Below are 15429 nucleotides of genomic sequence, written 5' to 3' on the forward strand. Positions count from 1 at the left end.
ACCCAGAAGGTACCCAGAAGGTCTGCCCGACCATGCCGCCATTGATATGCGTCTCGGCAAGGCCACCGACCCAGAGATCGACCCGGTCGATCCCCTTCACGATGCCGGTGCCGTCGGCCTGGATGGCCACGCTGATATTCGAGTTGATCGCCTGGAAGGCCGCGATCTCGTCGGCGTCCAGGACGAGGTCCGGATAGGCCTGCTTGAACTGGGCGATCACTGCATCGCTCAGATTGTTGCGCTGCTGGAAGTCCTCCCACGAGGTATAGGGCGAGAGATTTCCGGCATATCCGACGGCCTCGGAGACATAGGGATCCTGCGAAGCGGCAAGATCCGAACGCACCTGGTTCAAGGTGCCAAGCCCGACATCCCAGCCGCGGGCCACATTGAAGGCGAAGAGGTCGGCATTGATCCGAACCAGATCGTTGCGCACCGCGTCGACGATGTTGAAGTCGACCTCCTCCGCCGGCTGCCTGATGATGCCGCCCAGGATCGATCCCACGCCGAGCTGCTCATAGCCGGGCTGCGGGACATAGCCGGGAGGCAAGGGAGCGGTGAAGGCGCCAGCGTCGTTCGTCGGGTTCAGGAAGGCGTCGAACAGCGCCACCTGCTTCGGCTGACCATCGGCATCGAGCACGGTCATGGTCTGGCCGATCAGGGAGTGACCGACCCGGTACACGGCCGCCGCGAACTCATGCGAGATGGCGGCCGTCGCATCCGGATTGTAGTCGCCGTGGCCGTGGTCGCCATCGCCCTTGATGCCGCCGATGAGATGATCGGCGAACTCGTCGAAGACGACGCGCTGGTACTCGGCCTCGTTGATGATCTTGGCCGCCTGGAAGAGCTCCTCCTGCGTGCCCTGGAAGCCGGCTTCCACCAGATTCTCGACGTGGAAGTTGTGATTGCGCGCCCAGATCGTGTGCATCGCAGTCAGGGCAAAGTTCTCGTTCGCCCGGCCGTCGCCGGCGATGTAGTGGTCGAGAACGCTGACGAACGGATTGGCATCGAGCAGCAGCGCATGTCCGGTGCCCATGAAATTGGACGCCATGCTCGCTGCCATCGTGGTGTTGATCACACCGCCGTTGACCAGCCCAGGGAAATAGGTCTGGAAGGCGACCGGGCCGCCTGGCAGGCCGGTGAAGACGGTGTTGTTCTCCCAATGCTCGAGGATCAGCTCGCGCAGCGTCGGCAGCAACCGGAAGTTCGGGTCAGACGGATCCGGCCCTCCCGCCAGCAGCATGGAGCCGAGACCGCCATCGCCGTCGCCTTCGCGGAGGAACTGGCCGACGAGCCCGTTCGAGCCATAGGCCTGGTTCTGGTCCGCGAAGGGCGAAGTGCGGTTGATATGCTGGGGAACGCCGTCGACGATTTCGTCGACCGTGCCCCGGGTGAGATCGGCCGGGTTGCCTGATCCGGGCGCACCGTTCCCGGGAGCTCCGATCTGGATCGTGCCGTTGCCACCCTTCGGCAGGAAGTCGAGGCCATGGTCGAAATACTGGCCGAAGGCCATGAAGAAGATATTGGCGTCGTTGCTGTTCTTCGGCAGGTCGGCTTCCTGCACACCCAGGATGTTGCTGATATTGCGCGGATCCAGCCCCTCGAAGATCGGGTTGATCTGGTTGTTGCCGGTCGCCGCGTCGTATTCGCCATAGCGGGCTTCGGTCAGCCGGATGAAGTGCTCGTCCGCCGCACCGTAATCGGGATGGGCGACATTGTTGCCGTGGCCGCTGAGATCACGCACGCCGGGCACCGTGTCGTCATCGCCAGGAACGTCCTGGCCGTTGACCAGGTGCTTCAGCCCCGAAAGGTCGCCGGCGGTGAGTTCGAACGCGCCGGTGACGCCGTCGCCTCCACCATCTCCGCCTCCCGTGCCGCCCCCATTTCCGCCACCGCCGTTGCCACCGCTGCCGCCGGAATTCGCGAAGGTCGGCGACGCGCCGCCCGGCAGGGTCGCGAAGGTGATGGTATGGCCGCCATTCGTCAGGGTCGTCGTGCCGTTGCCGTTGTTCGTGCTCGTGTAGTTGGCGAGCGTCGAACCGGGCGCCAGTTCGATGACATCCTGAGGCCGCAAGGTCCCGATGATCGTGTCATGGCCGCCCATCGACTTGAAGACGATGCGATGTGCCGAGGTTAGCGCCGAGATATTGACGGTGTCGTCGCCCGTCGAACCATCGATCGTGATGGTGTTGGTGAACAAGGTGGTCGCCGCGAAATTGCCGAGGACCTGGAAGGTATCGCCGCCGCCACCACCGGTGATCTGGATTTCCTCGATGTTTGCCAGCTCCGCGATCACCACGCCATTGCGGACGATGGCGATCTCCGTTGCCGGGTTGAGATTGAACGCGGCCGGCGCATTGGCTGCCGCATAGATCTGGAAAACCTCAGCAGTCGCATTCCCCACGATCCGAACGGTGTCGGTGTCACGGCCGCCGTCGATGATGTCACGCCCTTCGGTCGAACCGACGATGATCAGATCATCGCCGCGATCGCCAAGGATCGTGTCATTGCCCAGGCCGCCATTGATGGTGTCGTCACCGCGGCCACCATCGATCGTGTCGTTTCCGGCTCCGCCATTGAGGATGTCGTTGTCGCGATCGCCGAGGATGGTGTCGTCGCCGTCGCCGCCGTCAACCGTATCGGCCCCGCGGCCTGCGTCGATCGTGTCATTGCCTGCAAGACCGGTGACGGTGTCGTCACCGCGATCAGCGTTGATGATATCGGCCCCGGCAGTGCCGACGAGCACGTCATTGCCGCGCGTTCCGAGGATGGCCGGATCCGTCGGGATATTGGTGCCGACAGTCGCGGTCGGGAGCGAGAACACCTCCTCGAGCACGCCATGGGCATCCTGGTAGACGATGCGCAGCCTGATCGGCAGCCCGTTCTCGCCATCCGTGACCGTGAAGCTCGGGCCATGCGCGCGCTCCACCTCGCCGGCGCCGAAGAGCTCGATATCGGCGAAACCGGTGCCGTCATCGACCTGCCAGAAGTAGGAAATGGGTGCGGCTGGAACGAGCCCGCCCGGATTGTCGGCATCCGTCAGCCCCGCCAGATTCAAGCCGGCCAGGCTCACAGTCAGGACGTCGCCGACCTGAATGCCGACGTTGGTGGTTGTGCTATCAACGATGACCGGCCGGCCCACGGGCTGGTTGTTCGCGCCGCCGAGCACGATCGACTGATCCGCGAACTGCAGCCGCTCGATGTTCCGGAGCGTATCCGTCCCATCAGTGCCAACATTGTCCGTAACGGTCACGGAGCCGTCGGCGTTGGGCGTGATCGTGTAGCTCGCCCGCAGGCCCGAGAACTTGGCCGTATCGAAATCGGTGGTATTCGAGCTCAGGATCTCGCGAACGATCCTGAGCTGGCCGGGATTATAGGTGCCGTTCAGCATCAACGGAACCATCGGCTCCATGCTGTCGAAGGTCGCGATCTCGGGGCCGCTACCGTCCAGATTCTGTCGAACGCTGATGCGCACGTTCAAGTAGCGGTCGCCGTCGATAATGTCGTCGCCGCCGCGGCCCTGGATGATGTCGCTGCCCTTGCCGCCGAGGATGATGTTACCACCATCGAAGAAGGTTGCGGCGCTATTGGGAAGCAGAGCGCGCAGACCGTCGATCAGATCGATATTGGTCATCACGCTGCCGGTCGCACCTGCAGTTGGCAGGGTGGTGGCATCGGAGTCATCGCCATTGAGGACATCGCCGAAATCCGAGCCGGAGAGGCCTTCGACGAAGTCGAAGCGGCTAAGCGAGGTCGACCCACCGGGCACGGGCGGCTGATCGAAGAAGCGGTCGGAGATGTCGATATAGACGCCGGTGGTGTTGGGCTTGTAGATCGCCCAGTCATAGCCGGAGCCGCCGATATAGCGATCGCCGAAGCCGGTCTTGCCGGCCATGATGTCGTCGCCGCCTTCGCCGTTGAACTTGTCGTTCTCGCCGTCGCCGATGAAGACGTCATTGCCGATGACCGGGTCATTGCCGAGCGGATCGAAATTGTCACCAGGCGCGCCGTCGGTGGTGCCCTTCTCGATCCAGTCGTCGCCCTCGTTGCCCATATCCTGTTCATTGGCCTTGCTGCCGAGGATGAAGTCGTTCCCCTGGCCGCCGATGGCCTCCGATGCGTCCTCGCCAGTGACGATGAAATCGCTGCCGAAACCGCCGATGATCAGGTTGACGCCGTTGCCGCCATGGAGGACGTCGTTGCCGTCGCCACCCTGGATGTTGTCGTCACCACCGGTGTCCGTGATGATGTCGTCGCCGGCGCCGCCGCGCAGCTGGTCGTTGCCGTCGCCGCCCTCGATGCGGTCATTTCCGCCATCGCCCCAGATCGTGTCGTCGCCCTCGCTCGCAATCAGGATGTCATTGCCGACGCTACCGCCGAGAACGACATGCTCGTCACCGGTATACTGCAGATAGTTGCTGTCGGGCCCGGCCGTATTCGGGTTGTCGCGAATGACGAGCGGAAGCAACGGATCGCCGTTTGTCGGGTCGTCGTTGCCGGTCGCGCCGAGCCCGGTGTGCTGCTTGGTCGGATCGACCTCGAGCGTGAAACCGGGTGTCGTGAAGACCACGCCGGGGAGATGGGTCGCCGACGAATTCGCCATGATCAGCTTGGCGAAGGAGTTGCTCTCGAGCTCCGCATTGAAGCTCAGGCCGGACGTGCGCTCGAGATAGTAGAAGCGGTCGCCATCCTGCAGCTTTTCGAGCTGGTTCTCGAAGATGAAGTTGAAGGTCGAGCCCAGCATGCCGCCGAAGGGCATCTTCTCCTCGGCGAGACCGCCGATCCAGAGATCGATGGCATCGACGCCGGTGATGGTGACACCATTGGCGCCGCTGGCCCAGGCCCCCGTACCGTTCAGGAAGTCGAGACGGTCGGCAGGTGCGCCGGCGCCACCGAGTACCAGCGACATGGCGGCCGCACGCTTGTCCACAAGTGTGGCCGCGCCCGTGATCGACGAATGCGTGCCGTAGGCGGCGATGAAGTTGATCAGCGAATCCGGGTGCTTCAGGCTCTGAACGAGATCCGCCCAGCTGGCGTAGGGCTTGAGCTGGACTTCGCCGGTCGACGTATAGATTTGCCGGCGGACTTCGTTCAGCGAGGGAATACCGACGTCCCGGCCGCGCGCGAGGTTGATCGCGGGAAGGTCGAGCGGCAGGCCGAGCAGGTTGTTGCGCAGCGCCTCGGTGACGAATTCGTCGATTTCGTTGCCGGCCTGGCGGGTCACGCCGCGGACGATCGCGCTGACTGCGTCTTCCGGATTGGCTCCGCTGGCAGCGAAGGCGAGCGGGTTCAGGAAGGCAGCGATCAGGCCCATCTGCTGGTCGGGATTGCTGGGATCGGACGAGACGACGTCGAAATCCGCAGTGAAGCGGTCGACCGTCTCGGTCAGCATCGAATGGCCGAAACGATAGACCGTGTGCGCGAACTCCGCGACGATCGAGGGATCCAGGTCGACGTCATAGACCTGGGTCGGCGCAAAGAAGAGGTCGACATTCGGCTGGATCGTTCGGGCGAACTCTTCGAAGACCAGATGCTGATACTGCATCTCGGTGCCGAATTTCGCCGTCTGGAACAGGCGCTCGCCATTCCATTGCAGGGCGTCGATCGCCGCCTGATTGGCCGGGAATGTCGCCGGCTCGGTGCCGGGGATCAGCCATTCCTTGAGGAAGGCGAGATCGCCCGAAGTCAGCACCGTATTCTTGGTCTGCTCGACCAGCCGGTTATGCTCGGAGTGGAAGATCGCGTGGACGGCGGTGAGGCCGATATTCTCGTTCACGCGGCCGTCGCCGGCGATGTAATGCGCGTCGAGCAGCTCGTTGTCGTAAGCGAGGTTGTTACCTTGCTGATTCACCGGCACGGGATTTCCCGTCAACACATCGCCATCGGGAACAAGGTCGTCAGCCGTGTTGGCAACCCCGTCGGCACCGAGACCAGCGAATACCGGCACGGCGTTGTGGGCGATGTCGTTGAGGAAGGCGTGGCCGGTGCGCACGGCATTGGTCAGGGAGATCGGCGCAAGCGGATTGCCCTCGACGAGGATGTCGTCAGCGGTGCCGCCGATGCCGTCCAGCCCCTTCATCACGACCTGCGGGAAGCCGTTCGGGCCCTTGATGAAATTGCCATAGGCGTCGGTCGCCAGCAGCGGACCGCTGTCGATATCGGCGTCGGTGAGATTGATGCCGAGAATGTCGCGCGCCTGCGCCTTCACCACCTTCCAGGTCGCCATACCGCCAATTTCGATATCGTCAGCGGTTCCGAACTTGCCGTCAGCGCCCAGATTACGATTGGTGATCAATTCACCGGTCGCAACTGGCCGCGCTCCTCCCACTCCAGCGCCATCGGTATCCATGAGTTGGTAAGCTCGCAGGAAGACCTGGTGCGAGGGATGCGAGGAGTAGGTCTGGTTCTGGTCGACGAAGGGCGAGGTCGTGTTGGTGTGCTCGTGGATGTCGTCGGCATTGCCGAGGATCCCGTCCGGACCAGGCAGGTTGGTCGCCCGGGTCAGGACCATGAAGTTCGTCGGGCTGCCCTGCACGTAGAGCGGATCGTCCGGCTGAAGCGGGATGAAGACCGTGCCGGAACCGCCCTTGGTCACGAGATCGAGGCCATGGTCGAAGAACTGGCCGAAGAAGGTCATCCAGGCGTTGAACGGCGCCGACAGACCGGCATCCGGAGCAATGTTCGGGATTTCGAAGACCTGCTTATCGTCGGCCGTGCCGAACTGGCCGTCGAGACCCGGGCTGGTAACGATGGTCAGGCCGAGGTCGTCGGCCACGCCGTCGAAGGTCGCCTGGGCGGCGACGACGGGGGCATTCGCGTCGTTCAAGGCCGCCTGATCGAGCGCAACGTGGTTCGCCGCCTGCGTCTGGGCGGTTTGGGCTGGGCCGAGAGCGGCCTGAGTCGAGGTAACGAGTGCGTCCGCCTCTGCGAACGCAGCTTCGGCATCCGTCCGCACCTGAACGGCGTTATCGAGCGCGATGACAGCCGCCTGCACGCCTGGATCAGCCAGAGGGTCTTCACCCGCCGGCACCGCGGCGACCGCCAAGGCCAAAGCCGTCTGCGCGGTCGATTCCCCCAGTTGCGCAGCCGTAACCGCGCCTGCTGCGGACGCGGCCGCCGTGGTGGCGGTGTTCGCAGCGGCCGTCGCTGCGGCGAGATTGGCATCCGCGGTTGCAAGGACCGCCTGTGAAGCACCGAGCGCTGTCTGCAGAGCGGCAACTCCGCTCGCCGCAGCCGCTTTCACAGCGTTGAATGCCTGGAGCGCGGCCAGGAAGGTCGCGGTGTCCGCCGTGATGTTTTCCGAGCCGGCGTTGCGAAGGGCCGCCGCAATCGCAGCGGGATTGTTCGCGGTCTGGTCCACGATGAGATTGCTGATCGTGCGCGGCTGCGAGTCGATCACCAGACCGTTCGTCTGCTGGTAGGAGGTACCCGACTGCGCCGGATTGAACACCGGCGTCGTGACGCGTGGGAAGACGTTGTCGGCGGCTCCGAAGGTGTCGCTCTGCTGCTGATTGAGCAGGTTGTTTCCGGAACCATCGACCGTGCGCAGGCCAAGCGCCGCCCGCACATTCGGCAGCAGCGAGGTCAGCGGCGTACCGGCCGCATTCGCTTCAGCAATCTTGATCTGGTCGAGGATGAAGTTGAGGTCAGAGCGCACCAGCATGATGCCCTCGCCACCCGCCGTCGCATCGACGACCGGCGTCGGCGCGACCGGCGGCGCCACGGGACCGGCCACGACCGGCTGGGTCGGAGCCGAGAACACCGTCTCGGTGACGCCATGCCCGTCGGTGAAGATCGCCTTCACCCGCAGGGCCGAACCGGCGAGATCGGGCGTGACCCTGAAGGTCGTGCCGTCGGCACTTTGGAAGGCGAGATCCCCGAGCGGAAGCAGGATGATGTCCTCGAAGATACCCGAACCGGGATCCGCCTCGAACTGCCAGAGATAGGAGATCGAGCCGGGCAGGATGCCATTGGGGGCCGCGGCACTTGTATTGCCGTCGCTCACGCCGGCAATCGAGACACGCAGCAGTTGACCTGAGGTCGGCGTGTTGTCAGCCGTGCTCGATGCCGCGTCGAGAATAGCAAGTGTGCCGCTCGGGTTGAGGTTGAGGCCGACGCCATTCGGAAGCGTCACGCTCTGATCCGCAAATTGCAGTCGCTCGACATTGACGAGAGTATCGCTGCCATCCCTGCCGACATTGTCGGTAACGGTGGTGATACCAGTCGTCGTGTTCGTGGTGACCGTGTAGTCGGCCCTGTTGCCGGAGAAAATGGCCGTGTCGAAGCCGTTGTCGTCGTCCTTGAGCTCGCGCACCGCCACCAGCTGACCAGGGTTCCAGACCCCGTTCAGCATGTTCTGCAGCAGTTGTGGCGCGACCATGCTGTCGAAGGTCGCGATCTCCCCACCGCTTCCATCGGCGTTGGCCCGCACGCTGATGCGCACGTTCAGCCAGCGGTCGCCATCGATCAGGTCGTCGCCGCCACGCCCCTCGAGCAGGTCGCTGCCGGCGCCGCCGAGCATGATGTTGCCGGTCGCGAAGCCGGTGGTCGAGAGACCGGCCTGGCCGAGGAGTGCCGCTAGCCCGTCGATCAGCGCGACATTGGTCAGCGCGCCGCCCGTGGCGCCGCCATGATTGAGGATCGTGACCGCGTCGATATTGTCGCCGCGCAGGATGTCGGCAAAGCGCGAACCGGACAGGCCCTCGACCTCGGCGAAGCGGTCGAGGATCGAAGCCGGAGAGGCGCCGACGGGCTGCACTGCCCCCACATTCGTGTTTGGCGTCTCGCCATGCGGCTGGGCCAGCGCGGCCAAGGTCAGGTCGACCGTGACGCCCTGATTGTMGCTCTTATAGGTGACCCAGTCGAAGCCGGACATGCCGTCCATCTTGTCCTGGGCATCGCTGCCGACGAAGATGTCATCACCGCCCTCGCCGATGAACTCGTCGAAGCCGCCGCCACCGACGAAGATGTCGTTACCGATGATGTCGTCGGCCAGGAGGGGCGCGAAATTGTCGCCAGGGGCGCCGTCCTGCGTGCCCTTCTCGATCCAGTCATCGCCCTCGTTTCCGGTCGGCGGCAAGCTGGTCTTGGAGCTGTAGATGAAGTCGTCGCCGCGGCCACCGAAGGTGGTCGAGATATCCTCCATCGTGACGATGTAGTCCTTGCCGGCGCCGCCCAGGATCAGGTTCCCGACGCCACCGACCATCATGTTCCCGGCGTGGATGACGTCGTTGCCGTCGCCGCCCTCGAGCCGGTCATCGCCGCCCAGATCCTGGATAATGTCGTCGCCGGCGCCACCCAGAATGGTATCGTTGCCGTAGCCGCCTTCCAGCCGGTCATTGCCGCCATCGCCATAGAGCGTGTCGTCGCCATCGCCGGAGATGATGACGTCATTCCCCGCGGTGCCGCCGAGGACAACATGGTCCTCACCGGTGTACTGCAGGTAGTTGGTGTCCGCGCCGGGCGTCGCCGGATTGTTGCGGATGACGAGAGGAACAATTTCGACGCCATTGATCTCGATGCCGCCGGTCGGGTCGGAATTGCCCGCAATGCCATCGGCTCCGACGACGTTGTCGGCGCTTTCGTCGACCAGGGTATTGGGATCGTCGAGCTGAATGCCATCAGGCCCAGCCTCGTTCAGCCCTGTGTGCTGCTTGGTCGGATCGACTTCGAGCGTGAAGGTCGGGGTGGTGAAGATCGCGTTCGGCAGATGCGTCGCATCACTGTTCAGCATCACCAGCTTGGCGAAGGAGTTGTTCTCGAGTTCGGTACCGAAATTCATGCCGGCGGTGCGCGACAGATAGTAGAAGCGGTCGCCGTTCTGCAGGGATTCAAGCTGGGTTTCGAAGACGAAGTTGAAGGTCGAGCCGAGCATGCCGCCAAACGGCATCTTCTCTTCCGCAAGGCCGCCGATCCAGAAATCGACATCGTTGAGGCCGCCGAGCGTGCCGCCGGTAAAGGCGCCGGTGGCGTTCAGGAAATCGAGGCGATCTCCGGGCGCACCGACTCCGCCCAGCACGATCAACGTCGCCGCCGCGCGCTTGTCGGCCATCGTCGTCGCGCCGGTGATCGACCCATGCGTGCCATAGGCCGCGATGAAGTTGATCAGCGACTCCGCGTGCTTCAGATGCCCGGCAAAGTCGGTCCAGCTGGTATAGGGCTTGAGCTGGCTGTCGCCGGTCATCGCGAAGAATTCGGAGCGCGCATTGTTGAGCGACGGGATGCCGGTATCGCGACCGCGCGCAATGTTCAGCGCCGGCAGATCGAGCGGCAGGCCGAGCAGGTTGTTGCGCAGCGCCTCGGTAACGAACTCGTCGATCTCATTGCCGACCTGGCGGGTAACGCCGCGCACGATCGCGCCGGTCGCCTGCTCCGGCGTCACGCCGCTTGCGGCATAGGCGAGCGGATTGAGGAAGGCCGCGATCAGGCCGAGCTGCGAATCGCCGCCGACAGTGTTGAAATTCGGGTCGAAGCGATCGACCGTCTCGGTCAGCATCGAATGGCCGAAGCGATAGACCGTGTGCGCGAACTCCGCGAGGATCGCCGGGTTGATCGTGGTGTCGTAGCCGTTGGGCGCCAGGAATTCGTCGACCTGCGGCTGGACCGTGCGGGCAAACTCCTCGAACACCAGATGCTGATACTGCATCTCGGTGCCGAACTTGGCGGACTGGAACAGGCGTTCGCCGTTCCAGTCGAGCGCGTCGATCTGGGCCTGCGTCAGCGGGAAGGTCGTGGCCGGCGTATCGAGCCACTGGTTGAGGAAGGCGAGATCGCCGGTCGCCAGCGCCACGTCCTTGGTCTGCTGGACCAGGCGATTATGCTCGGAATGGAACACGGCGTGCACGGCGGTGAGGCCGATATTCTCGTTCACGCGACCGTCGCCGGCGATGTAATGCGCGTCGAGGAGTTCGTTATCGTATTGGCCAGCCGCCAGCGGGCCGGTGCTGACGATGGTGTCGGTATCCGCGGTCTTGCCCGCCGGATCGGCATTATGCGCGATGTCGTTCAGGAAGGCATGGCCGGTATGGGCTGCGCCCGCCAGGCTGATCGGCTCCGCCCGGTTGCCCTCGGTGAAGCTGCCGTCGGTCATCATGACCATCGGCATGCCGCCCGGCCCCTTGATGAAGTTGCCGTAGGCGTCCACGGCCAGGACCGGCACATTGCCGACATCGGCATCGGTGAGATTGATGCCGAGAATGTCGCGGGCCTGGGCCTTGACCACAGCCCAGGTCGCCATGCCGCCGATCTCGACATCGTCGGCGGTGCCGAACCTGCCGTCAGCGCCGAGATTGCGGTTGGTGATCAGTTCGCCGGTCGCCACCGGATCGCCGTTGGCGTCCAGCTCATAGGCACGCAGGAAGACCTGGTGCGAGGGATTCGAGGAGTAGGTCTGGCTCTGGTCGACGAAGGGCGAGGTCGTGTTCGTGGCAGCCTGGCCACCTGCAGCGCGGCTCAGAACCATGAAGTTCAAAGCGCCGGGAGCCGTGCTGAACAGCGGGTCATCGGGCTTCAGCGGAATGAAGACGACTTCGGTCTGGCTTGAACTCTTGGTGACGAGATCGAGACCGTGGTCGAAGAACTGGCCGAAGAAGGTCATCCAGGCGTTGAACGGCGCGGAAAGGCCGACATCCGGGGAGACATTCGGGATGAAGTTGACCGGCTTGTCGTCCGCCGTGCCGAAAATCCCGTCCAGCCCGGGGCTGATGACGGTGCTCGATCCCGGGTTCTGCGCAGCAGCCGCAACGGCCGCCGGATTGTTGTTGGTCTGGTCGACGATCAGGTTGCTGATCGTGCGCGGCTCGGAGTCCACGACCCCGCCTGGAACACCATAATTGGTGCCGGCCTCGGCCGCCTGGAAGGACGGGTCAGTCAGGCGCGCAAACGCCAGGTCCGCGGCCCCGAATTCCGGGTGGGCCAGGTTGTTGAATGTACCATCGACGGTCCGCAGACCGAAGGGCACCTGGACGCTGGGCAGGATGTCAGTAAGGCTCTCGCCCTGAGCATTCCGCTCCGCAATCCTGATCTGCTCGAGGATGAATTCAAGATCGGAGCGAATGTACTGTACCATGACGCCCTCCTGGGGTGTCCAGGACCCCGTGTTGGCCTTGCCTGGGACAATGCTCCGCCGCTCGCGCCAAAGAGGCACGACGCTGGTTGCATCGTTTGCCAGAACTTGATCGGACAGCGCTTCAGCCCGTCATGGGCCTATCGCAGTGACAGCATGATGCCTGTCGGCACTACTGGTCGTTAGAGGACTATGTCGGACGTTATTTCCCGACCAGCGTCTGGGGCGCGCGACGGAGTTTGGTCTGGTCGTTCTTCCAGACCTAATTCCCTACACTACCGACCAAGGTCCCTAGCTCCTGCTGCCTCGGCGATGCCGACCTGCCGGACCGGTTCCCCCGAAGCCATTCCGGGACGCGGCCTCTTGCCCTCGCCGCCCGCCTATAGAGGGGGTCCATGCCCCCTCATCCAACAGCTGCGAGGTGGTCAGCGGTGATTGCAGACCGGGATGAAGGGCTTACGGGGCGAGTCGCCAGCGATGGCTAACCCATAGCCTCGTTCGTGCGCGGGATGGGGGTAGGCGCCGCCGCGCATGCCGCGCCCCCCGCACAAGGAATGGTCGGGATAGCAGGGGTTTTCGGGATTTGCGCTCCCGTGCCACGGCTCCAGGGCGAGCTTGGTGCTGATCGGTATGGAGCGAGCAGGGTGCGTGAACGGCCCAGGAGCTATGAGCCGTCGCGCCGGCCACGCCTGGCAAGGCCGCGAGCCCGGCTGTGCGGTCGCGAATCGGCCATTCCGGATCAGACCAATGCCGCCTGCCCCTCATGCACGACGCCGGGCAGAGCTGAGCCTGCCCGGCGTCGAAAGCTGCACAGCGTCAGCTGCGCGTTGCGACCCTGAGTTTGTTCGGGTCGCCCTCGGGCAGAACCTCGGGCTGTTTCCAGACGACACCGTTCGGTGTCGGGATCGGCGTCATCGTCACCTGGTACTGTGGTTGCCCCTTGTAGTCCGGGTCGCCGGGGGGCGGTGTCTGCAGCTGGTAGCGCAGCAGCATCGCGAAATCCTCATGGGTGGTGTTGTGGCAATGGCTGACATAGGCGCCACCGAACTCCCCGAACCGCACCTGGAACCTCACCCTCCCGGACGGCCGCAAGCGCCAGACATCCTTGCGGACGAGCCGCTCCGTTGCGGGAATGGGCGCGCTGCCCCGGTCCATGGTGACGCCCTCCTCGAAGTGGAGGTGGATGGGATGGTCCCAGCCGCCCCCGCCATTGATCAGGGTCCAATGCTCCACCTCGCCCGGCTTGGGCATCAGCAGGGAGATGCGGTTGGCGTTGAGCGAATGCGCCTTCTCGCCGTTGATCTTGATCGTCCAGGGGAAGGACTTGATGTCTCCGCATTCGGGTATGCACTGCCCGTCCGCCGTAGCGCGTGAATCCCCCTCTCCCGACCTGCCGAACTCGATCACCCGCTCACGCACCGGGGCCACGATCGGGATCTGCGTGGTCAGCGTCTTGACCCCTGATTTCCAGTCGGGATCGGCGAAATTGGCACTGCGATCGGCATCGAGCGGGTTGCTGGCATTGTAGACCTTGCCGGGATTGTCGACGCTCTGGACCTGGCTCACGACCCTGAACTCAAGGATGGGGCCGACGCACGGGTCATCGTCCCGTCCCTTGAACGCCTTCTCGATCGAGACGGCGCCCTTGGGCTTTCGCCCGTCGGTCTGTTCCAGCAGGTTCATGATGTAGACGCTGTCGCCCGGCGCAAAGGCGGAGAAATCGACGACGATATCGTAGCGCTCTGCCACGCCCATCTCGTCGGTCTCGGTCAGCAGAATCGGATTGACCACCAGGTTGCCGTCATTGGCGATGAAATAGAAGGGCACCTTCGTGCCCTGGGAAAAGCGCCTGCTCTTGTTGACCGCAAGCGCAAGCTTGACGAAGCGGGCCATGGCGGCGTTCAGGATGCGGAAGCGGTAGCGTCGCGGCAGCACCTCGAAATAGGGATAATAGGCACCGTTGACGCAGAGCATGTCGCCGAGGAAACCATCGGTATCGAAGATATCGAAGCGGCACTGGCCCCTGGCATCGAAGGCGGGATTCGAGATCGCGAGATTCACGTCGAAATCGAGATTACCCCATTTCAGCTGCGAGCCGCTCGGCAGCCGCAGGTTGATGCCGTCATTGAGATCCTCGCGCCCCCTGTCGGGCCCGCTATAGATGTTGCAGAGCGCGAAGATGCCCTTGTGCACATTCTCGGCGGTGAAGAAGAAGCGGTGATCGTGGAACCAGAGGCTGCCCTGGATCTCCCGGTAGTCGCCGGCGACCGGGACATAGCCTTCGTCATCGTCGGGCCCCGAGCATTTGCGCGAATAGTCGCGATCGCCCGTCGGCCACAGGCTCGGCATGTCGCGCCGGGCCATCGCCATGCCCCAGTGATAATCATAGAAGGTTCCGGGGAAATGATAGGCGTTGCAGGCACCATCGCTTTCGGCGCCGTTATGGGCGTTGTGGAAATGGATCGAGATCTCGTTCCGTCCGAAGCCGCCGTTCTTGGTCCGGTCGACCGGGAGATCATTGTAGATCCGGCTCAGAACCGGTTCGCCATAACGTGCCTTGATTAGGATCGGACGGCCGAGGCCCGTGCGCAGGCCGTCCTTGCTCCCCGCCTGTCCGGGCTGGCGCGGACCGAAGGTCCACATCGCAGTCGCGTCCTGCTCGGGCATTTCCCCGCAATAGCGGCTGCCCGTGCCAATCTGCCCGAGGGACAATAGGTAGCCCTTTTTCGGATAGAGTTCCTCCCAGCGCTGATGCGCGAAGAACTCGCCGGGCGGGCGCCCTTCCATCGGTCCAACCCAGGTGACCGGGTTGCGATAGGCCGCACCGCCGGAGTTGCTGAAATCGGTATGGTAGGAAAAGTTCTTCGCCGGCAGTTCCTGGCCTCCCCCAGCAAACTGCCAGGCCGCATCGCCATTCGACAGGCGCTGAAGCGGAACCGGCTTCTGGACGTCTGGCCGCGGCATCGGGTCATGGAATTTGACAGCGCCGAAGTTCGGGCTGCGCGGGGCACCGGTCGGCACCTGGGCATATGCGCTCTTGGCGAAGGGGCTGAGCCCATTTTTCGCGACCAACAATCCGCCGGCGGTAAAGTATCCCCACCGCAACAGGTCACGTTTGGTGATCTGCCCCACCGAAAGGGCCTTCACGATATCGAGCCGGTTCTCCAGAGCCCTCTCAGCTTCCTTCAACCGGATGCCAGTGGTCTCGCGCGAGAGATACATACCTCTTCCCCTTTTCCGGACTGAACCAAGGCGCGCCTCGATGCTAACCTTTAGTTCGGCCAGACGCGGTTCAGTAAGCGGAAAAGGTCTGACCAAGTATGCAACCAAAGTCCCTAGTTCTTGGCGCCTTCTTGCGTCGCATCACA

The 15429-nt window shown here is 63.7% G+C and carries 2 protein-coding genes; both read right to left on the reverse strand.

The window, feature by feature from the left end; translation table 11 throughout:
• On the reverse strand, positions 1–12064 hold a 12064-nt coding region (locus AC1DGP_RS08160), incomplete at its 3' end, for a peroxidase family protein (protein WP_476831972.1).
• 813 nt (positions 12065–12877) lie between these two features.
• Positions 12878–15283 (reverse strand): multicopper oxidase domain-containing protein, encoded by a 2406-nt coding sequence (locus tag AC1DGP_RS08165; RefSeq protein WP_441493038.1) that lies wholly within the window; start codon positions 15281–15283, stop codon positions 12878–12880.
• Between the last annotated feature and the right edge of the window lie 146 nt (positions 15284–15429).

The sequence above is a fragment of the Allobosea sp. 05T433 genome, assembly GCF_056396065.1.